Source organism: Levilactobacillus sp. (genome assembly GCF_022646225.1).
Lineage (GTDB): Bacteria > Bacillota > Bacilli > Lactobacillales > Lactobacillaceae > Levilactobacillus > Levilactobacillus suantsaiihabitans.
This window is the reverse complement of record NZ_JALCJA010000009.1, coordinates 1-20,338: the sequence shown is the minus strand read 5'-3', so window position 1 is coordinate 20,338 and position 20,338 is coordinate 1. Positions and strand designations below refer to the sequence as shown.

The window sequence follows — 20,338 nt, the reverse complement described above, 5'->3', positions numbered from 1 at the left end:
TTAGAGGAATAAGGTGTTCCTATTCGGCAAAGCCGAATAGGGGCACCTTATTTTTCTAAGCGCAGGAGTCTGGTTCGCGGAGCACGTTTCGGAGGCCGCCAGAATCAGGATAGAGTGACGAAAATATCTTTAACGAACCGAACCAGTCAAGACTTAAAGAGCAAAGCCGGATAGGGGCATCTTATTTTTCTAAGCGCAGGAGTCTGGTTCGCGGAGCACGTTTCGGAGGCCGCCAGGGCCAGGATAGCCTGGCGAAGATGTCATTAACGAACCGAACCAGTCCAGCCACGGAGTCACAATCCCGGGCAGGAGGCCTTATTTTTACTAAGCGCAGGGACCTGCCCGTTTTTGCACGTGTTGCAGTAATAGCGTCCGTTGGCCATATGGCCGGGGAACCACTGAATCACCATTGTATCTGGCCGTCTCCAATCGTAGCCGAGAGCTCACCAAATATGGGTTCAGCCGTGGGAGTTCCCTTAGCGGCACGGTTTATGGCGCTTAGGGAACTGGCACCTTGGGGACGCGGGCTATCGGCCCGACGCCCACCGCGTACCGGCCCATATTTGGTGAGCGGTAGGCGGACAGTTGTCGCCATGCTGTCAGCCGCAGGCACTGTCGGCGCTGTTTCCAAAAAAAGGCAAGATACTGGTAAAAACCGGGAAACCTTAATTGACAAGGAGCCGCGCCACCCCTATAATTTCAAGTGGACATTTAAATATTACTACGAGGATATACCCCGAATCGGTGACTTTCAGAAACGTTTTGGTAGCTGTGAAAAACGACTCATGGATTCGGTGGCGCTCCCTCAGTTTCATCGCGACTCAGCGTTATGAGTTTAAGAGGTTAACGATTAAAACATCGTTGCAAGTAGAGTGGTACCGCGCTTCGGCGTCTCTACGGGCAACGGTGTTTTTGACATTTTGGGAGGTTATTTAAGAGATGAAAGAGCTTACAAGTAGTCAAATTCGTCAAATGTACCTCGACTTTTTCAAGTCGAAGGGGCACACGATTGAACCTAGTGCATCCCTGGTCCCTAAGGATGATCCGTCATTGTTGTGGATCAATTCCGGGGTGGCCACGATGAAGAAATATTTCTCCGGCCAAGTGGTTCCGGAGAATCCGCGGTTGACCAGTTCACAAAAGAGTATTCGGACCAACGATATTGAAAACGTGGGGAAGACGGCGCGACACCACACGCTGTTTGAAATGCTTGGGAACTTCTCTGTGGGGGATTACTTCAAGAAAGAAGCCATTACCTGGGCCTGGGAATTATTGACGTCTCCCGACTGGTTCGGCTGGGATCCCGATAAACTGTACATGACGGTCTACCCCAAGGATACCGACGCCAAGGATGACTGGGAAGCTGCCGGTGTGGCGCCTGATCACATCATTCCAGTTGAAGACAACTTTTGGGATATTGGTGAAGGTCCTTCGGGTCCCGATTCCGAAATCTTCTACGACCGCGGTGAGGCCTTTAACAACTTGGCCGCAGACGACCCAGAAAACTATCCTGGTGGCGAAAACGAACGTTACCTGGAAGTGTGGAACATCGTGTTCTCACAATTCAACCATGAGCCGGACGGTAGCTACAAGCCACTGCCACGGAAGAACATTGATACGGGGATGGGGCTCGAACGGGTCGTTTCCATCTTCCAAAATGCACGGACGAACTTTGAGACCGACCTGTTCTTACCCATCATTGAAAAGACGGCCGAACTCAGCGACGGCAAGAAGTACGGGGCTAACGCCGAAGACGACGTGTCCTTCAAGGTGATTGCCGACCACGCGCGGGCGATTACGTTTGCCATCGGTGATGGGGCGCTGCCAGGTAACGAAGGCCGCGGTTACGTCATTCGGCGGTTGATTCGGCGGGCCATCGTCAACGGCCAAAAGCTGGGCATCCAAGGGGCCTTTTTGGACCAATTGGTACCGGTTGTCGGTAAGATCATGCAATCCTACTACCCAGACGTCTTACAACAGGCCGATTACATCGCCAAGGTCGTTCGATCCGAAGAAGATCGGTTTGGCGAAACGCTGGACGGCGGGTTAACGTTACTGAACAGCCTGATTGCCGATTTGAAGAAGCAAGGCGGCAGCCAAATCGCTGGTCCCGATGCCTTCAAGTTGTATGATACGTACGGCTTCCCGGTTGAATTGACCGAAGAATATGCCGATGACCAAGATATCACGGTCGACGTTGACGGTTTCAAGGCCGAAATGCAAAAGCAAAAGGACCGGGCCCGCAACGCACGGGGCAAGCAAACGGCCATGGGCTTACAACATGACCTGTTGATCAACGTCAAGACCCCTAGCAAGTACGTGGGGTACACCCAACTGGCCACGACCAGCAAGTTAACGGAACTGGTCGTCGATGACCAATTGGCTGACGAAGCCACGTCCGGCACGGTCGAAGCCATGTTTGACACCACGCCGTTCTACGCGGAAATGGGTGGTCAGGTCGCTGATAAAGGGGACATCTTGGACGAAGATGGTCACGTGGTTGCCCACGTTGCCGACGTCCAACACGCCCCCAACGGCCAAAACCTCCACACGCTAACGGTCGTGGCGCCATTGAAGAAGGGTGCCACCTACCAGTTGAAGGTCGACACGGTCTTCCACAGCAAGGTCGAAAAGAACCATACCGCGACCCACTTGCTGGACAAGGCGTTACGAGAAGTCTTTGGCGAACACACCCAACAGGCCGGCTCCCTGGTCGAAGGCGATTACCTGCGTTTTGACTTCACCCACTTTGGGCAAGTCGACCCAGCTGATTTAGCCAAGGCTGAAGCCATCGTCAACGAAAAGATCTTCGCAGAACTGCCAGTCACGACGGTGGAAACGGATATCGAATCCGCCAAGAAGATGGGCGCCATTGCCTTATTTAGCGAAAAGTACGGCAAGGTCGTCCGCGTCGTGAGTGCGGGGGATTTCGTCACCGAATTCTGTGGCGGGAACCACGTTAAGAACACCAACGAGATCGGCTTGTTCAAGATCACCTCTGAATCCGGGGTCGGTGCCGGTGTTCGGCGGATCGAAGCCGTGACGTCTGCGGCGGCTTACAAGTACCTGCATGACCATGACGAGATCTTAAGCGCCGTTGCGGGCGATTTAAAGGTCACTCAGGTCACTGAGGTCGAACAGAAGGTCCAAGCCCTCCAAGCACAGGTCAAGGCCTTAGAACAAAAGCAAGCGGCCTTAGAAGGCAAATTGGCGAGCCAACAAGCCAGCGCTGTCTTTGACAACGTGGCAACGGCCGGTAACTACAAGTTGATCAGCGGGACCGTGCAAGTTTCCAAGATGGATCAGCTGCGGGCATTGGCAGACACTTGGCGTGACCAAGCCCTGTCTGATGTGTTAGTATTAGGAGCCGAGGTCAATGGCAAGGCCAACTTGATCGTCGCTGTGAGCGCGGACAAGCAAAAGCAAGTCAAGGCCGGCGACCTGATTAAGGCCATTTCACCGAAGATCAACGGTGGTGGCGGCGGTCGTCCCAACCTGGCCCAAGCCGGTGGGAAGAATCCTGCAGGCTTGCCAGACGCCATGGCCGCAGCGGCCGACTGGTTGGCTGCGCAAGACTAGCGTGACGAGTTACTTGCAACAGCGAAAAACTCTGTTACACTGGTAATATATTTAACTGGGTTAACCTGGTGAGTAACACTGACCAGCAATTGAAACTAAAGAATGGCTTAGTGGAGGGGAGCAGCTCAATTGGGCGGCTCCCTTCGTACCAGTCGTATTACGAATAGATTACATTGCGTAAGTCCGTTGTAGTTTGACCGGTAATCGAGTAAAATTGAGGCTAAGTGAGGAAGTGCGGGGGTGTTTTATAGTGAGTTCATTAGACAAAACGATGTATTTTGACTTTGGCGCTAACCAACCAAAGGACGTCCACGATACACTGGTAACGGTTTATCAGGCACTAGAGGAAAAGGGTTACAACCCAATTAATCAGATTGTCGGTTACCTCCTATCGGGCGATCCTGCATACATTCCGCGGATCAATGATGCCCGGAACTTGATTCGGAAACACGAGCGTGACGAGATCATCGAAGAACTCGTGCGGGTTTACCTGAATCAGAATGGACCGGTGAAACCTTCATGAAATTAATGGGGTTAGACGTTGGGTCCCGCACCGTGGGTATTGCGATTAGCGACGCCCTCGGGTGGACGGCACAAGGCATTGAGATCATTCCAATCAAAGAAGAGGAACAAATCTTTGGCTTGGACCGGGTCGCGGAGCTGGTGGCCACCCACGAAGTCCAAGGCTTTGTGGTCGGGTTACCCAAGAACATGAACAATTCGTTAGGACCGCGGGCGGCAGCGTCCAAACACTACGGTGAGATGCTAACGGAAAAGTTCGGCCTGCCCGTCGACTTTGAAGACGAGCGGTTGACAACCGTTGAGGCGGAGCGTATGTTAGTGGAACAAGCGGATACGTCCCGTCGTAAACGCAAAAAAGTTATTGACAAATTAGCTGCCGGGTTGATTCTCCAGAACTATCTGGATCGCCACGGCAAGCTGACTAAAGAAAAGTGAGGTTTCCCATGAACGAAGACCAAGAACAAATCACATTAGTTGACGAAAACGGTAATGAAGAACTCTACGATGTCCTGTTTACCTTTGAATCTGACGATTTTGGTAAGTCATACATCTTGATTTACCCATCTGGCAAGAGCGACGACGAGGAAGTTGATATCCAAGCCTACGCCTTACCAGAAGACGATGATCCAGCTAACCCATCTGGTGGCGACTTACAATTAATTGAGTCCGACGAAGAATGGGATATGGTTGAATCCGTACTGAACACCTTCTTAGCTGACGGGACCATTGATCCTAACGCCGGCAAAAAAGACTAGTCAGTTTCAACGCGGGGACGGAAGAAATTCCGTCCTTTTTGCTACGAAAAATGAGAGTGGGCCAAAAGGCGATTAGCCGACGAGCATTAAGGCTGATAACCGAATAATCCTGGTCTTGGATTGTTTGGTTATCAGGTTTAGGCGGAACCGGCTGCCTTTTGGCGCACGTTTCAGCTATGTAAAGGTGAAGGCGACGGGGCTGGGAAGTTTTGTCCTAGGCTCGTTTTTGCTACGAAAAATTTCACGGCCGTCTCCCGTTCACTAACGGTTGCAACGTGGACTAGGCCAGTTGCCTGCGGCTGCCAGCAGAAACGCGGTGTGCAGGTCGAGTCACAGGATGGTCTCGACGCCTGTTTTGAACCGCAGCCCACGGTTCACAGTGGCCGCATAGACCGGAACAGGGTGGGTATCACCCACCCGTAATGCTCGCCAGTTAACTGCCTGTTGTCACACGCTTTCAGCGGCTGAGCTCGTTCAAGTTGGTGGCAACATGGGTTATTGCTGGCTGCGTTGCGGTTAGTGACCAGTGACCGCCAATCTGCCGGAGGAGGCCAGGGGTGGAGCCAGCTGTGTCGACGGTGTTGGCCGAGGTATTTTCTCGGCCTACAGCGTGGGGCGACTTGGGAGACTGGCGGTTTTGTGCCAGGCTTTCAAGCGAGCCGAAAGACCGCTCCTCAGGCTGGAGGCGTCCCCCATAGCAGGCGGAACCCCTGGCAGCCGCAGGCAACTGGCCTAATCCACGTCACTGACACGGCGAACGGGCGGCGGCCAACTAGCACAAACGTCCTGGCAAAAAAACAGTTTCAGTCGGAACTGACAATCTTACAAGCAATTTAAGCGGCAAAACGTGCGGCCGCCTACCATTTAATGGTAAAATAAGGCGTTGTGCCAAACAGGGGGAATTTTAAAATGACTGAAGAAACACACCGCTTTAAAGCCGTTATTGCGGGTAAAAGTTACACGATCGTCGGCCAAGCAACAGACGAACACATGCGGGCAGTCACCGAGGTGCTGAATCAACAGTTTACGCAGCTCAAGGAACTGTCACCGAACATCAGTAAAGAAGACGCGGCCATCTTGATGGCGTTCAATGCCATCTCGGATCAACTAAAGATGGCGGCGGCAAATGACCACGATGATGACACGCAACCGGATTCAACGGAAACGGAGGAATAGTTTGGTTTTAAGCTTAATCATTCTGGTCGTCTTAATTTTGGGCTTTCGGCGCGGATACCGGCGTGGGCTGGTCTTGCAGATTTTAAACACGATTGGTTACATCGTCGTGTGGATTGCCGCGCGGCTGGGCGCCAAGCCGTTAGCCAGTGGCATTGGCCAATTTGTGGGCAATTTGTCGCTCAACAGTTCGGTCAGTGACGTGACGGCCGGGCAGAGTAGTTCCTTTTTCTTAAACGGCCTGGCTTTTTCGGCGATTCTGACGGTGGGCTTTTTCATCGTCCACCGGGTCGCCTATAGCCTCAACAAGGTGACCTGGCTGCCGGTGATCCATCAGGTGAACTCGCTGGCCGGGGGCCTCATCAATCTGGCCATCCGTTACGTGGTGATTTTTTTAACGTTAAATTTATTGATTCTGGTCCCGATTTCGGGATTTCAGAGCAGTTATCAAGCGTCACCAGTGGCGCAGTGGATCGTGAAGCAAACGCCGATCTTGTCCAAGCGGGTCTTTAGCTGGTGGCTAACGGAACACACATCGAATTAAACGCAATTCGGGAGGACCCAAATGAATTCAAAAACTTTAAAAATTATGGAGTACGACCGCATCAAGCAAGCCTTACGGGGCTACTTGGTCTCCGCTGCTGGCCAACACGAACTGGCCAAGTTAGCGCCCACGGCCGATGCCAAACAACTCCAGATCTGGTTAGATGAAACCAGGGATGGTGCGGATATTTACCGCTTGGAAAGTGGGATTCCCCTGCCCAAGCTGGATGATATTCGGCCCCATTTACACCGGTTGGCCATGGAAGCCGCGCTGAACGGGCTGGAATTGGCCCAAATCAGCCGAGTGCTGTGGACAACGGGGTCGGTCGCAAAATTTTTCCGCGACCTGGCCGAAAAGGAAGTGGCGTTGCGGCGCCTCGACCGCGAAGTCAAGGAACTGGTGACCTTGCCCGACGTGACGCGCCGGTTGCGCGTTTCTCTAGAAGGTGACGGCCGGTTGACGGATGAGGCCTCACCCGCCTTGAAACAGATTCGCCAACACATTACCCAAACGGAAGCCGCGATTCGCACGGCGATGGACCAATACACGCGCGGCAAGGATGCCAAGTATTTGAGCGAAACCATCGTCACGATTCGAGACGAACGCTACGTGATCCCGGTCCGCGCCGAATACAAGCAACACTTCGGCGGCATCGTCCACGACCAAAGTGCCAGTGGGCAAACGCTGTTTATCGAACCCCAAGCCGTCGTGGGCTTGAATAACCGCTTGCGGCAAAATCAAATCGACGAACGCCATGAAGAACAACGCATCTTGGCGGAACTGACGGCCTTATTGGAACCATACCAGGACGAAATTCTGCGGAATTCGGAAATCCTGGGTCATTTTGACTTTATCAACGCCAAGGCCAAGTACGCCCACGCCCTGAAAGCCACGGAGCCACAATTGTCCGTGGCCAACCAGGTCAGCTTGCGGCAAGCGCGGCACCCGTTGATCGACCAAAAGAAGGTCGTCGCCAACGACATCGCCATCGGCAAGGACTATAAGGCCATCATCGTGACCGGGCCCAACACTGGTGGGAAGACCATCACGTTAAAGACGTTGGCATTGGTCCAGTTGATGGGCCAATCCGGGCTCTTTATTCCGGCCAATGAAAATAGTGTGATCGGTGTCTTCCACGATATCTTCGCGGATATTGGGGATGAGCAATCCATCGAACAAAGCCTGAGTACCTTCTCTGGGCACATGGAAAACATCGTGGCTATTTTGAAACAGGCCGACGAACACAGTTTGATCGTGGTCGATGAACTGGGTGCCGGGACCGACCCCCAAGAAGGGGCCGCCTTGGCCATCGCCATTTTGGATGAAATCGGGACGCTGGGTAGCTACGTGATGGCGTCGACCCACTATCCGGAGCTGAAGGCTTACGGGTACAATCGGCCGGACACCATCAACGCCAGCATGGAGTTCAACGGCGAAACCCTACAGCCGACGTATCACCTGTTGATTGGGATTCCCGGGCGCAGTAATGCCTTAGACATTGCGGCGCGGCTGGGGATGCCGGCACAAGTCGTCGATGCGGCGCGGGGATTGACCGACCAAGATAGTCAGGACCTGAACGCCATGATCTCTGATCTGACCGAGCAGAAACGCCGGGTAGACCAGGATGCCGAGAGTCTGCGGACCCAACTGGCCGAAGCCAACGAGGTCCACGACCAGTTGCAAAAGCAATTTGACGCTTACCAGCACCAAAAGGATCAACTGATGCTAGATGCCAAACGGGACGCCAACCGCTTGGTCGATGAATCCCGGAAGCGGGCCAACCAAATCATTTCTGACCTGCGCAAGAAGCAGTTGGCCGCCGGCAAGAGCGTCGTCAAGGAAGACGAGTTGATTGCGGCTCAGGGGGCTTTGAACGCCTTACAACAAGACACCAAGTTGAAGAAAAACCGGGTGCTGCGGCGCGAAAAGGCCAAGCTGGACTTCCACAAGGGCGACAGCGTGCTGGTCAAGTCCTATGGGCAAATCGGGGTCTTGATGCAGCAGCTGGATGATAGCCATTGGGAGGTCCAACTGGGCATCTTGAAGATGAAGATCGCCAACAACGACCTGGAAAAGACCAAGGACCCGGCTAAGTCGGCCAAGCAACCACGGGCCAGTGTCAAACGCAGTGGCTCTAGCGGCATGTCGCCAACCCTGGACTTGCGGGGGCACCGCTACGAAGAGGCCATGGCCGAGGTGGACCGTTACATTGATTCCGCCCTGCTGGCCGGTTACCCATCCGTGACGATCATTCACGGCAAGGGCACCGGGGCCTTACGTAAAGGGGTCACCGAGTACCTGAAGCGCAACAACCGCATCAAGAGCTTCGGCTTCTCACCCGCCAATGCCGGTGGGGACGGCTCTACGGTTGTCCGGTTTAAGTAATAAGCGGAAACTACTAATAAATTGTAAGCAATTTAGTTGTGATTTTAGAATATTCTGTTAGACTTAGAAATATAGTCGATAATTTGAGAGGGAGGCAATAGGTATGGCAGTAGCAGAAACAACTGATAAGACCTTTGAACAAGATACAGCAAAGGGTGTCACGCTGACTGATTTTTGGGCAACTTGGTGTGGTCCTTGCCGGATGCAATCACCCGTCGTGGAACAACTGGCCGATGAGATGGACAACGTGACCTTCAACAAGATGGACGTTGACGCTAATCCGAACACGCCCCAATCTTTTGGCATCATGAGCATCCCAACCTTGTTAGTCAAGAAGGATGGCCAAGTGGTCGACTCCATCGTGGGTTACCACTCCAAGGATCAATTGAAGAAGATCTTAGACCAATACGTTGAAGCCTAACGAGACGTTAAAAAACGGTTGTCACATTTTTTGTGACAACCGCTTTTTTAATGCAATGAAATGACCGGTGCCCCGCCTAGTCCGCGTCTGGCGTATCCGGGCGAACGACGGTCAGAGGTTCCGGCGCATCGTAGTCGGGGATGATGTCGTCGGGGTCGGTGTAGACGTCAAAGGTCACCGTGGTGGCTTGTAGCTTGCGGGGGGAGTCGACCAGCTCCGCTTCGGCGGCCACACCCAGCTGTTGGGCCATCATTTCGGCCAAGAAACCGGCCTCTAAGGTGAAGTCGTCTTCACCAGCGACTTGTTTACGGAGCTTGACGGGCGCGCCGCTGAGCTGCCAGCGCGTCATTTGCGCAGTCTGTTTGACTAAGGTCAGCGTGCCAAAACCGGCCTGGCTAAAGAAAGTCGCGGCGTCCTTGGGGTTGCCCAGAGGAAAGCGCCGGGCCAGTGATTTGCCAGCCCAGTAGCTGATGGCCCCCTGGTCGTCGCCCAACAATTCGGGGAGGAGGGCTTCACGAATCAGCATTTGCGGGAAATTAGTGGCTCCGTCGGCATCGGCCATGACGGTTTGATATAAATTTTTCACGATGGTTGGCTCCTTCATTCCGTTTCAGTTCTGTGACCATTATACCGTAGTTTTTTTACAAATATGACAATCTGCTAAATTTTAGGCATTTTTTAGGACTAACCGGGCAGATTGACTAGCGTGAAACTTGAAACCGGTTCATAAAAAGGCGATAATGGAGATTCAAGAACATCGAGAAGGAGCGTTGATTCATGCAAACAGATCCGATTGGCCTCATGGATTCAGGAGTCGGCGGTTTAACGGTTTTAAAAGAAGTTCAGCGGGTCTTACCTGCTGAGAACACGGTATTTTTGGGTGACCAGGCACGCTTGCCATACGGTCCCCGGTCGGCAGAAGAAGTGACAACGTTCACCCGGCAGATTGCCACTTACTTACGGCAACAGGCTCATATGAAGTTATTTATCATTGCCTGTAATACGGCCACGGCTGCGGCCTTGAGCCAAATGCAAGCGGAGCTACCAGTTCCGGTCGTCGGCGTGATTGCCCCCGGGGCGGGTATGGCGGTTCAGACTACGAAGAACCATCAGATCGGGGTCATCGCCACGGAAGGCACCGTCAATAGCGGTCAGTACCAGTGCGACATTTTGGCGGCGGATGCCCAAAGTCAAGTCATTAGCGTGGCTTGTCCGCAGATGGTGACCTTGGCGGAGCAAAATGATTTGAATTCAGCCCACGCCCGCGAGATTGTGGCGCAGAACCTGGCACCACTGCAGGGGACTGGCATCGATACGCTGGTCATGGGGTGTACCCATTTTCCACTCTTGCGCGACGCCATTCAAGCGGCGGTCGGCCCGGACGTCACCTTAATCGACCCGGGAGTCGCTGCCGCCCAAAAGGCTGCTGAGATTTTAAAGCAACAACACGCGTTGAACGCCAGTGGGGACCCGGTCACGGCGACCTACTACACGACGGGAGACGTTGCGCAGTTTAATCAATTAGCGAGTGAATGGTTGGACTTAGCTCCAAAGGCTGTTCACCATTTATCCGAGTCCGTTTTAGACACTTCCCAGGAGGCAGAATAACTTATGGCAAACACCTTAGTCATTGCAACCAACAACCCGGGCAAGGCCCGCGAGTTTCGTGCGATTTTCGAACCCAAGGGCCTGCAGGTCAAAACGTTGGCAGATTTTCCCGATTTGAAACAGGTCGCAGAAACTGGGCAGACGTTTACGGAAAACGCGACGCTCAAGGCGACGGCGGTGGCGCAACAGACCCAGCTGCCGGTTTTGGCTGATGATTCTGGCCTGATGGTCGACGCCCTGAACGGTGAACCGGGGATCTATTCTGCCCGGTACGCCGGTGACCATGACGACGCCAAGAACAATGCCAAATTACTGGCGAACCTGCAAGGTGTCCCACAAGCCAAACGGGGCGCGGCCTTTCACACGTCGCTGGTCTTGATCAAGCCCAACGGCAAGAAATTGGTCGCGACGGGTGAGGTTCGTGGTGAGATTTTAACGGCACCGCGCGGCCATGACGGCTTCGGTTACGACCCGTTGTTTTACGTCGCCGAAGATGGGCAGACGTTTGCCGAGATGAGTCTGGCATTAAAGAATAAGCACAGTCACCGCGCCAAGGCCACGGCGGCAATGCTACCGCAATTCGATGAATGGTGGGAGGAATAAACATGACACGTTGGCTGGTAATCAGTGATAATCACGGCGACCGCGACATTTTGGTGAGTCTAAAGGCGGCGTTAAAACCGGATACCATTTTTCACTGTGGTGATTCGGAAATGACGGCCGATGACCCGTGGTTCAAGGATGCGTACGTGGTCCAGGGCAACATGGATTTTGATAGTCAACTGCCGTTGGTGCAAACGCCCACGGTGGATGGCTGTAAGGTCTTGTTGACGCACGGCCACTATGATGAGGTCCATTGGGATCTGACCAAGCTCAAGCTCCACGCGGATCAAGAGCAGGCCGACCTGGTCTTCTTTGGCCACACCCATGAGCTGGCGGCACAAGAGGCTGGGGGCCACGTCTTCGTGAACCCCGGGAGCATCAGTCAGCCACGGGGCGAATACCGGCAACTAGGCGGAACTTGCGCGCTGATTACCGTGACACCGACTGCGTGGGTCGTGCAGTATTATACCCGCGATGCCCAGCCCGTGCCAGATTTGAAATTTACGTTTACACGCAACCAGAAAGGATGACGTAACGTATGATTGACGCTGCTGTGGAGCAGTTACTGCTAGACGACCCCAAGAGTTACGTGATTCCAGCGGACGTGGTCGCCAATGTCACGGCGACCAACACGCTAGAGCATGCGCTATTGGTGCTCTCGAAGGTGGGCTACAGCCGGATTCCCGTGCTGGACGCCGATGACCACCTGCAAGGCATGATCTCGCTGGCGGCGATTACGGATAAATTGCTGCACGTTCCGGGCGCTGCGGTTGAACAGCTCAGCCAATATACGGTAGCTGATGCGATGTTACCCGTCGAGCATTGGGTCGATGACCCCAAGAAGCTCGAAACGATTTTAAACTATATGGTCGACGAGCCCTTTATTCCGTTGTTAAACGACCAAAACGTTTTTCAAGGGATTATCACGCGGCGAGAAATTTTAAAACGCGTGAATTACTTAGCGCATAACTTAGATAATCATTACACCGTGACGGCCTTGACTGATGAAGGTCAATTGTCGGAAAGTTAAGCCCTAACGGTGAGATGAGGAGGAATCCCTGGTGAAAGTAGTGCTTGGCATTTTAATCGGTATTTTGTGGCTCTTTACCATTGGGCTGGCCATCATGGCCGCCACTGGTGCGGGGAGCTACTGGTCGTTTTTGATTTTATTTGTGCTGGTCATGTTCAGCACCATCGACTGGTGGCGGCTCGACCGCTAACTGTGGCTACTGCTAGGCAACATGGGCGATACCGCCGCCTTACCGTTCGCTAGCTAGGCGTCGGTACGCGGTGGGCGCCGGTCCAAGCCAAAGGGCGGTCTTGAACCTCAACTTGGAGCCGGTAACCCGCGTCTCCAAGTTGTCAGTTTCCTAAGCGCCATGAACCGTGCCGCTAAGGAAACTCCCACGGCTGAACGCCTAGCTAGCGAACTCTCGGCTACAGAGATGCTGGTCAGCAACGTGGCAGTGAGCCTAAGCCCACGGTAGTGTCCGTTGTACCAGAACCATTGTGTGGGTGCCCGTTTCGGCCATGTGGCGGATATAGACGCGATTTTTGGCTCGGTCCACCAACCCCTATTCGGCGAACGGTAGGCGAGCAATTTCCAGTATGACGCGGTCAAAAACTAATCCTAACGCCATGAGTCGCATGGTAACCATGATTCTAGCCAATTTGTGGTTTTCAACCATCAGTTAAACATGAAGCAAAAAGTGATCACCACCCGGATTGGGCAGTGATCACTTTTTTGCTGGTTTATTTCAAGGCTGAAATGAAATTAATGTGTTGATTCCTGGGACACCAGTGTTTTGTCTACTAGGAGGGGAACCACCAGTCCGGACGGTAGGCGGACAGTTAAGCAGCTGTAACCGATGAATCCCAACGCTATGAGTTGCAGAGTAAATGCTTATTTGTTAGTGAGCGGCGCGTGAGTCGGCAGGGTGATGCCGGCCTCGCGGATAGCCTTGAGGTAGGCCGTCAGGAAGGTGGCCTGGAGCTTGAACTGACTGCCGTTTTTGGCGACGAGATTGACCTGATAGACCAATTCGCCCGTTGGCAGGGTCACGACACCAGTAATGATCGGTTCGCTGATGACGCTCGGGTGCTCTGGCAACAGACGGGCGTTGGTCGCGTGAATGATCGCCGGTAGCTGTTCCACGGGTGTGGTGGAGGCGATGGGGATGTTGATGGTCGCGTGCATATCGTTGCGCGACCGGTTGGCCACGATGGTGATATTGCGGTTGGGGATGAAGTTGACCGTGCCATCGGCCGACGTGACCTGCGTGGTACGCAGGCCCATGGCGGACACCGTGCCCTCAATCAGCCCAATTTTGACCGTGTCGCCGACGTCAAATTGTTGTTCTAGCAAAATGGAAATCCCGGTTACCAGGTCGCTGACGAAGCCTTGGGCACCCAGCCCTAAAGCCAGACTGAAGATTCCGGCCCCAGCGACCAGCGTGCCAATGGGTACTCCCAAAGTCGACAGCATGGCGTAGGCCCAAAAGAAGATGACGGTGTAATGAAAGAGATTCATCGTCAACATGCTGATGGTCTGGAGCCGATTGTTGGCGCCATCCTTGGGCGTCAGGTAGCGTTTGAAACTGCGATTCAAGATCCAGCGACCAACCACGTTGATGACCAGAAATAGAATCGTTAAAAATAGCAGACTGAGAAACCGACTGGTAATCAGGTGAAGTACCTTTTCCCAATCAAATGATTTTAAGTAGTGTTGCAGCCATTTGGAAGAGGTGGCTGAAGTGGTGATTAGGTCCGTCACGAGACGAGCCTCCTTTGCAAAATAGGGTCGCCGCCAATTGGGAATCCGCGGCGCCGTAACCCTTATTTTACTAGTCTTGTCAAAGAAAACCAATTAGAATCGGGGTATTAATTGCGTGTAAGCGCTGAGAATGCTATTCTATTGGTAAGTAACGAGCACAAGGAGGGGTTGTCATGACCGGTGGACAAGTAGCGGGCCTGATTGCAGCGATTGCGTTTCTAATCTTGGTTCTCTTCATTGGCATGTTCTTAGTAAAAATGAATAAAACGTTGAGTGAGGTCAATCGCTCAATGAAGACGATGACGTCGGATGTGGATGTCATCAGTCACCAGGCCGAAGATATTATGGCCAATGCCAACGAGCTGTTGGAGGATGTGAATAAGAAAGTGGCGACGATTGATCCGGTATTCCAAGCCGCCGCTGATCTGGGCGAGAGTGTTTCTGATTTGAACACCGCGACCCGCAAGCTGACCGACCGCGTGGGAGAGACCGCTAAGACCACAGCCAAGACATCGCTGGCTGCTCGCGTGGGCAAGACCGCGTTTGATTTGTACAAGAACCGGAAGACGAAAGACTAAGTGATTCACGGAAAGGAAGTCATGAAGATGGCAAAACACAAATTATTAGCAGGACTGGTACTGGGTGGCGTGGCCTACGCGGCTTATCACACGCTAGATTTGGAACAACGTGAAGCGTTGAAGGATGCCGCTCGTGACCGGTACAATGCGTTCAAGGATCGCGCAGTGGATTACGCATTTTACGCGGCAGATGCCGCCGACGACTTCAAGGCCGCTTTAGACGACCGCTTGGCGGGCAAGAGTGATGCCCCGGCTTGGCAAGATGCCAGCCAGGATGACACGGCTGACGACGCCGATGATGACATCGTGTTAAGCAGTAATGACGTTAGCGACCTGCCTAACGAAGACGCCGACACGGACACAACGGATGCGGCTGCCGACGCCACTGATGAAGCAGCGAACGACGAAAAGCCCGCTACCGACGAACCATCAGCGGACAAACCAGTTTAAACAAGTTCTCACAAGTCACGGCTCCGGCTGTGGCTTTTTTTCTGCCCTTGGACTGGGGTGCTTGTGTCTGGTGCGGCGGTAGGGCTGAGTTAGTCTCTTTACTGTTACGTGAAATTTCTTTTGGGGGACTGTTATTAGAAGCCGAAGACTGGCCTTGATATTTACTTGGCGTCTAAAAGTTATTGTCCCCAAACCACCAATTTTTTGAAAGGTTAAGCCAGTTGTTCTGGTATCTACTACCGTAGCCGAGAGTTCACTAGATATGAGTTCAGCTGTGGGAGTTCCCTTAGCGGCGCGGATTATGGCGCTTAGGGAACTGACAACTTTGAGACGTGGGTTGCCGGCTCAAAGTTGAGGGCCGAGACCGCCCTTGGGCTCGACCCGGCGCCCTCAGCGTTCCAACTCATATCTAGTGAACGGTAAGGCGGCCAGTTCAAGCAATGTGGAGTTGTAAATATACAGACAATCAAAAAGGCCTGAGACCAATATCTCAGACCCTTATGTGTTCAACTTTAAATGGCCAAACGTGTGCCAAAAGACAGTTGACGCGCATTAACCCACGTAAGTCAGTTCCTTAGGCGTATGGGTGAATGGCAGACTGCCGTTTTCCGTGACGTGGACACAGTCTTCGATCCGGACACCGGCCACACCAGGGATGTAGATACCGGGTTCGATAGAGAAGCACATGCCTGGTTCTAAGACCAAGTCGTTGCCCGCCATGATGGATGGAAATTCGTGATCACTCATGCCCATGCCGTGGCCCAAGCGGTGAATGAAGTATTCGCCGTAGCCGGCCTTGGTGATGATATCGCGGGCAATCTTGTCAAGTTCGGCAGCGGTCAAGCCAGGCTTAACCGCGGCTTGGGCCGTTAATTGGGCTTCCAGACAAACGTCGTAGATTTCCTTTTCCTTGGCCGTGGGGGTCCCTAAGGCTACCGTCCGCGATGCGTCAGAAATGTAACCGTCGTATACGGTCCCCAGGTCAAACAGGACCAATTCGTTGTTTTCGAATTTCGTGGCGTTGGTGGCACCGTGAGGTTCAGCGGCGTGTGCCCCGGCTTGGACCAAACTACCGAAGGACATTTCCATAATGCCTTCCTTCATTAAAGCGTATTGCAGTTCGGCGACGGCGGATTGTTCCGTCTTGCCGGCCTTAACCGCCGCAAAGCCGTGTTCAAAGGCGAAATCGTCCCATTTGCCGGCGATTTCTAGCTTCTTGATTTCTTCGGGCGACTTGATCAGACGCATGTGTTCAATGAAGCTGGTGATGTCCAGGTCGAAATGGGGGTCGCTGAATTGTGCGGCCAACGCTTCCATTCGGGCCACTGGTAGCTGACCCTTTTCCAAAGCGATGTGGGTGGGGTCCACGTGGCGTTGCTTTACTTGATCCGCAATCATAGCCCAAGGGTTTTCGTGGTCTAGGTAGCCAATGACTGGGAATTGCCAGCCGGTTTCTTTAATGACTTCGACTTCCAAGGCGGGTGCAAAGATGAACGGGTCTTGGTCCGGGAAGATGACGAGTGCCAGTACCCGCTCGATCGGGTCGCTCCCAAAGCCAGTTAAGTATTGGATCGTTTTGGGATTGCTGAGATAAGTCATGCTGGCGTGGTGCTGTGCTGTCCATTGCTGAATCTGTTCGAGTTTAGTCATTCAATCACCCCTTTAGAATATGTGTTAATTATAGCATAGCGCTACTTAGATTCCGAGGGCAGAAACTATCGGGATTTTCACGAAGGCCGTCGAAAATTTTCGAATTAAATTTTATCACCTGACCACTCAGCCCGTTTTCTGTAAATGGCTTAACAACGCGCTTAAAGTGACCTATAGTAAACCATGTCCACCGCGAAGGTTGCACCATATGGAGAGATGTGCCTTGAAAATTCGATGAAATTAAGGTATTCTTTGATTTGAAAGCGTTTTCAATGTTGCGTCCCTGATTGACTTTCTGTATACTGGTCAAGTTGCTTGAAAACGAATGAAAACAAATCAAAACACGGAAGAAAGGGCTATCGCTATGGAAAAACAAACTGTAACAATTTACGATGTGGCTCGCGAAGCAGCGGTTTCCATGGCCACCGTTTCACGGGTGGTCAATGGGAATCCTAATGTTAAGCCAGCGACACGCAAGAAAGTTTTAGAGGTCATTGACCGGCTGGACTATCGGCCAAACGCCGTTGCTCGGGGACTGGCAAGTAAGAAGACGACGACTGTGGGAGTTATTATCCCCGACGTCACCAATATCTACTTCTCTTCGCTCGCTCGGGGGATCGATGATATTGCGATGATGTACAAATACAACATCATTTTAACCAACTCTGATGAAAACGGCGGCAAGGAAGTTCAAGTCTTGAACACCTTGATGGCCAAGCAAGTCGACGGTATCATTTTCATGGGCAACCAAGTTACCGACGAATTGCGCGAAGAATTCAAGCGCTCCAAGGCACCGGTCGTCTTGGCCGGCTCCGTGGATTCGGAAAAGGCGCAACCTAGCGTCAACATCGATTACGTGGCGGCGGTTGCGGAAGCCGTGAAGAACCTGATCGACCATGGCAACCAAAAGATTGCCTTCGTCTCCGGGCCCATGGATGAAGCCATCAACCACGATTATCGGTTGAAAGGGTACAAGAAGGCCTTGAAAGACGCCGGGATCCCTTACGACGACAAGCTGGTCTTTGAAACAGATTACACTTACAAGGCTGGTCAATCCTTGGAACCTGCCTTGAGTGCGGTGGGCGCTACCGCGGCCTTTGTCGGCGACGATGAATTGGCCGCTGGGGTCATGAACGGCTTGACCGACGCTGGGGTGGACGTTCCGGGTGAATTTGAAGTCATCACCAGCAACGACACCAAGCTGACCGAACTGGTTCGGCCCAAGATGAGTTCCATCACGCAACCCCTCTATGATATTGGGGCCGTGGCCATGCGCTTGTTGACCAAGCTCATGAATAACGAAACAGTTGAAGAGAACACCGTCATCTTGCCTTACGGGTTAATGAAGCGGAGTTCGACGAAATAGGGTCTTTGACAAAGGTTTTGGACGTGGTGCCAAAACCTTTTTGTTTGTCGTTAAGCTGGGGTTGACCGCCTGTTGGCCCACGCTTTGCTGCAAAACATAAATTTTTCTCTGTTTAACGTAGACTTAATCTAAGTGAAACTCAGATGTGCTACAATAATAAGCAAATTATATTGGGTAACGGGAGGTGGTTCTTATGAGTGAAAATAGTCGGATGGCGCGCTATCACGCCAATGAAGAGCCGGCACCGCAACAACAATCGGCCCCACCAGCGACGGGCTATCAACGGCGGCCAGCATTGGCGCGGTGGGTCGCGTTTCTCATCTTACTGCTGACGGTCACGGTCGGTCTGCGCGTGACGGTCTTCAACGCGACCTACACGGCGGGAGTCGTTTCCCGGTCGAGCTTTGGTGAGAAGATCATCAATCGGTTGAACGATGACCTGCAAAACCTTGGTGTCGCGGGTGCGCCCATCACATCGAGCATTGCCCAGCCGTATTTAGCGGTTGGGGTGGCGCAACTGTACGGGGACACGACGAGTGCGAGCGTGGATACGTCGGAGCTGACCACAGCGGTGAGCAGCCAGGCGCAGGCGATGGGGGTCACGGCTTCTAGCAAGTTGATTGCTAGCATGGCGACAACGGCCCAAAAACGGGCGAAGGCGGCGTTTAACACGTCGGCTATGTCCCAAGCTGCTGTGCAGGTTCAACGGGCTAGAAAGCTGAATTTTTGGGTCATGCTGGCGGCACTCATGCTGCTGGTCGTCACCTTTTTCTATGCGCTGAGCGTGCACCACGTTTTTGCCAGCCTAGGGCCGGGATTGGCGCTCGGCGGTCTCTTGACCGGGCTGGTCGGCTTGGCCGGTTACTTTGGCTTACCACTGGTGTTGAGCGGCAATAGTCAAGCCGTCAATCAGTTGCTCACGACGATTGGTCGCAGTGGCTTGGGCGTGGTCATGTTCGCCGGCGTTGCCGAGGTGGTCGTCGGCCTGCTGGTGTTGCTAGGGCACCACACGTTTCGCCAGGAAAATTAAGGATGAATGAGTTCGGGACAGAGGTCTCGGGCTTTTTTTGTTTAAAGAGAAATGCTGTTTTTTTCTTAAGGATGCTCACCTGGGGTTATCAAATTCTCTTGAATTTCGTTAGTAGAGATATAGGGGCAGTCAAATAACCGGCTATTAAAACAGTCAACTTTTGAAATGTTTTTGTCATATTATCTTGCAATTAGTTTAAGGGAGGCGCAATATAAGAAATGTAATAATTCGATTTTATTGGGATGCTGATGATTAGAAAGAATTGGCGATCAGGCTGATGCGTGCGGGGATAGTCGTGAATCAAGGGATGTCACGGATGAATTCATGTGAATAAAAGAGCAATATTGATTGACCCCATCCAGGCAAATCCGTGAGGGTGGTTATGTCAGTAAATTCAGTGAACTATCAGTCAATTGTCGGTTACCAGGGGGTCGAAACACTATTTTAGTAGGGGGCTCAACAGATGAGCAACGGGAGAACAAAGGTAAACAACCAGAATAGTCTTCACGTAAAAAAAATGTACAAAGTCGCTAAACTACGGACTGCTAACGGGAACGGTCTTACTGAGCGTTAGTCTAGGAATGACGTCAGCCAAGGCTGCCACGGGTGATGAGTCTGATCTCGCACCGGCGCAAGACGCGGCATCACTTACCCAACAGGCAGCTGCTCAACCAGCGAACAGCGTGGTTTTGGGCAAAAATAAGCCGGCTACCGCAACGCCAGTGGGCCAACATTGACAACGTCTACATTCCCGAGGGGCCGGACCCGCTGAGTGGCAGACGGACAACTGGCTCCGCTATACGGAAAACAATGGCTACTTGACGCTGGTGTCGCCAGACTCGGGGAATACACCGTCTGATGGTCAGTATTCCATGTTGACGTTTACCTATACGAATCAGAG

General features: G+C 52.8%; 20 protein-coding genes. 17 read left to right on the top strand and 3 right to left on the bottom strand.

Translation table 11 applies throughout. From position 1 onward, the window contains the following. Positions 1–939 precede the first annotated feature (939 nt). The 8 genes from alaS (at position 940) to trxA (ending at position 9,379) form a co-directional block, all read left to right on the top strand. Entirely contained in the window at positions 940–3,579 is a 2,640-nt protein-coding gene (gene alaS / locus LKH74_RS11905; RefSeq protein WP_135367694.1) for an alanine--tRNA ligase, read from the top strand. Positions 3,580–3,829: 250 nt separating this feature from the next. Next, positions 3,830–4,102, top strand: coding sequence for an IreB family regulatory phosphoprotein (locus LKH74_RS11900; protein WP_020088343.1), 273 nt, complete (start codon positions 3,830–3,832; stop codon positions 4,100–4,102). After that, a complete protein-coding gene (gene ruvX / locus LKH74_RS11895) occupies positions 4,099–4,536 on the top strand; it encodes a Holliday junction resolvase RuvX (RefSeq protein WP_135367695.1) in 438 nt (145 codons plus the stop codon). Before LKH74_RS11900 ends, ruvX begins: the two co-directional genes overlap by 4 nt. An 8-nt stretch (positions 4,537–4,544) precedes the next feature. Further along, a complete protein-coding gene (locus LKH74_RS11890) occupies positions 4,545–4,856 on the top strand; it encodes a DUF1292 domain-containing protein (RefSeq protein ID WP_125576564.1) in 312 nt (103 codons plus the stop codon). A gap of 909 nt (positions 4,857–5,765) precedes the next feature. Further along, the gene (locus LKH74_RS11885; RefSeq protein ID WP_135367696.1) at positions 5,766–6,032 is read left to right on the top strand and encodes a cell division protein ZapA; all 267 of its coding nucleotides are present in this window, start codon (positions 5,766–5,768) and stop codon (positions 6,030–6,032) included. Position 6,033: 1 nt separating this feature from the next. Continuing rightward, complete coding sequence (locus tag LKH74_RS11880) at positions 6,034–6,573, top strand: CvpA family protein (protein WP_287708511.1); 540 nt, start codon at positions 6,034–6,036, stop codon at positions 6,571–6,573. Positions 6,574–6,594: 21 nt separating this feature from the next. Beyond that, positions 6,595–8,958: an endonuclease MutS2 gene (locus LKH74_RS11875; RefSeq protein WP_135367698.1), complete on the top strand. Its 2,364-nt coding sequence runs from the start codon at positions 6,595–6,597 to the stop codon at positions 8,956–8,958. Positions 8,959–9,061: 103 nt separating this feature from the next. Beyond that, positions 9,062–9,379, top strand: a complete 318-nt coding sequence (trxA, locus tag LKH74_RS11870) for a thioredoxin (RefSeq protein ID WP_135367699.1) — start codon at positions 9,062–9,064, stop codon at positions 9,377–9,379. Between the two features lie 76 nt (positions 9,380–9,455). Here the strand turns inward: trxA and LKH74_RS11865 are convergent, their stop codons facing one another. Further along, positions 9,456–9,965, bottom strand: a complete 510-nt coding sequence (locus tag LKH74_RS11865; RefSeq protein WP_287708509.1) for a YslB family protein — start codon at positions 9,963–9,965, stop codon at positions 9,456–9,458. Positions 9,966–10,156: 191 nt separating this feature from the next. On the opposite strand from LKH74_RS11865, the gene murI reads away from it, so the two are divergent. From murI to LKH74_RS11840, 5 genes are read left to right on the top strand one after another with little or no spacing between them, the layout of a single operon-like run. Continuing rightward, complete coding sequence (gene murI, locus LKH74_RS11860; protein WP_287708508.1) at positions 10,157–10,987, top strand: glutamate racemase; 831 nt, start codon at positions 10,157–10,159, stop codon at positions 10,985–10,987. A 3-nt stretch (positions 10,988–10,990) separates the two neighbouring features. Next, the gene (locus tag LKH74_RS11855) at positions 10,991–11,590 is read left to right on the top strand and encodes an XTP/dITP diphosphatase (RefSeq protein ID WP_135367702.1); all 600 of its coding nucleotides are present in this window, start codon (positions 10,991–10,993) and stop codon (positions 11,588–11,590) included. A 2-nt stretch (positions 11,591–11,592) separates the two neighbouring features. Continuing rightward, entirely contained in the window at positions 11,593–12,120 is a 528-nt protein-coding gene (locus LKH74_RS11850; protein WP_135367703.1) for a YfcE family phosphodiesterase, read from the top strand. A gap of 8 nt (positions 12,121–12,128) precedes the next feature. Next, positions 12,129–12,620 (top strand): cyclic-di-AMP-binding protein CbpB, encoded by a 492-nt coding sequence (gene cbpB, locus LKH74_RS11845; protein WP_135367704.1) that lies wholly within the window; start codon positions 12,129–12,131, stop codon positions 12,618–12,620. Between the two features lie 31 nt (positions 12,621–12,651). Then, positions 12,652–12,810, top strand: a complete 159-nt coding sequence (locus LKH74_RS11840; protein ID WP_164505636.1) for a hypothetical protein — start codon at positions 12,652–12,654, stop codon at positions 12,808–12,810. Between the two features lie 683 nt (positions 12,811–13,493). Here LKH74_RS11840 and LKH74_RS11835 read toward each other — a convergent pair. Then, positions 13,494–14,363: a mechanosensitive ion channel family protein gene (locus tag LKH74_RS11835; RefSeq protein WP_135367705.1), complete on the bottom strand. Its 870-nt coding sequence runs from the start codon at positions 14,361–14,363 to the stop codon at positions 13,494–13,496. Positions 14,364–14,536: 173 nt separating this feature from the next. On the opposite strand from LKH74_RS11835, the gene LKH74_RS11830 reads away from it, so the two are divergent. Both LKH74_RS11830 and LKH74_RS11825 read left to right on the top strand, forming a co-directional pair. Continuing rightward, the gene (locus tag LKH74_RS11830) at positions 14,537–14,941 is read left to right on the top strand and encodes a DUF948 domain-containing protein (RefSeq protein ID WP_135367706.1); all 405 of its coding nucleotides are present in this window, start codon (positions 14,537–14,539) and stop codon (positions 14,939–14,941) included. A gap of 27 nt (positions 14,942–14,968) precedes the next feature. After that, a complete protein-coding gene (locus LKH74_RS11825; RefSeq protein ID WP_135367707.1) occupies positions 14,969–15,391 on the top strand; it encodes a hypothetical protein in 423 nt (140 codons plus the stop codon). Positions 15,392–15,943: 552 nt separating this feature from the next. Here the strand turns inward: LKH74_RS11825 and LKH74_RS11820 are convergent. Continuing rightward, positions 15,944–17,041 (bottom strand): M24 family metallopeptidase, encoded by a 1,098-nt coding sequence (locus LKH74_RS11820; protein ID WP_135367708.1) that lies wholly within the window; start codon positions 17,039–17,041, stop codon positions 15,944–15,946. Positions 17,042–17,405: 364 nt separating this feature from the next. On the opposite strand from LKH74_RS11820, the gene ccpA reads away from it, so the two are divergent. Both ccpA and LKH74_RS11810 read left to right on the top strand, forming a co-directional pair. Then, positions 17,406–18,407, top strand: coding sequence for a catabolite control protein A (gene ccpA / locus LKH74_RS11815; RefSeq protein WP_135367709.1), 1,002 nt, complete (start codon positions 17,406–17,408; stop codon positions 18,405–18,407). 193 nt (positions 18,408–18,600) lie between these two features. Continuing rightward, a complete protein-coding gene (locus tag LKH74_RS11810; protein ID WP_287708507.1) occupies positions 18,601–19,437 on the top strand; it encodes a hypothetical protein in 837 nt (278 codons plus the stop codon). Positions 19,438–20,338 lie beyond the last annotated feature (901 nt).

Excerpts from the sequence above, each read along its gene's own strand:
- alaS (WP_135367694.1), top strand. The coding sequence starts at position 940 with ATGAAAGAGCTTACAAGTAGTCAAATTCGTCAAATGTACCTCGACTTT.
- ruvX (WP_135367695.1), top strand. The coding sequence starts at position 4,099 with ATGAAATTAATGGGGTTAGACGTTGGGTCCCGCACCGTGGGTATTGCG.
- LKH74_RS11890 (WP_125576564.1), top strand. The coding sequence starts at position 4,545 with ATGAACGAAGACCAAGAACAAATCACATTAGTTGACGAAAACGGTAAT.
- LKH74_RS11885 (WP_135367696.1), top strand. The coding sequence starts at position 5,766 with ATGACTGAAGAAACACACCGCTTTAAAGCCGTTATTGCGGGTAAAAGT.
- LKH74_RS11875 (WP_135367698.1), top strand. The coding sequence starts at position 6,595 with ATGAATTCAAAAACTTTAAAAATTATGGAGTACGACCGCATCAAGCAA.
- trxA (WP_135367699.1), top strand. The coding sequence starts at position 9,062 with ATGGCAGTAGCAGAAACAACTGATAAGACCTTTGAACAAGATACAGCA.
- murI (WP_287708508.1), top strand. The coding sequence starts at position 10,157 with ATGCAAACAGATCCGATTGGCCTCATGGATTCAGGAGTCGGCGGTTTA.
- LKH74_RS11855 (WP_135367702.1), top strand. The coding sequence starts at position 10,991 with ATGGCAAACACCTTAGTCATTGCAACCAACAACCCGGGCAAGGCCCGC.
- LKH74_RS11850 (WP_135367703.1), top strand. The coding sequence starts at position 11,593 with ATGACACGTTGGCTGGTAATCAGTGATAATCACGGCGACCGCGACATT.
- cbpB (WP_135367704.1), top strand. The coding sequence starts at position 12,129 with ATGATTGACGCTGCTGTGGAGCAGTTACTGCTAGACGACCCCAAGAGT.
- LKH74_RS11830 (WP_135367706.1), top strand. The coding sequence starts at position 14,537 with ATGACCGGTGGACAAGTAGCGGGCCTGATTGCAGCGATTGCGTTTCTA.
- LKH74_RS11825 (WP_135367707.1), top strand. The coding sequence starts at position 14,969 with ATGGCAAAACACAAATTATTAGCAGGACTGGTACTGGGTGGCGTGGCC.
- LKH74_RS11820 (WP_135367708.1), bottom strand. The coding sequence starts at position 17,041 with ATGACTAAACTCGAACAGATTCAGCAATGGACAGCACAGCACCACGCC.
- ccpA (WP_135367709.1), top strand. The coding sequence starts at position 17,406 with ATGGAAAAACAAACTGTAACAATTTACGATGTGGCTCGCGAAGCAGCG.
- LKH74_RS11810 (WP_287708507.1), top strand. The coding sequence starts at position 18,601 with ATGAGTGAAAATAGTCGGATGGCGCGCTATCACGCCAATGAAGAGCCG.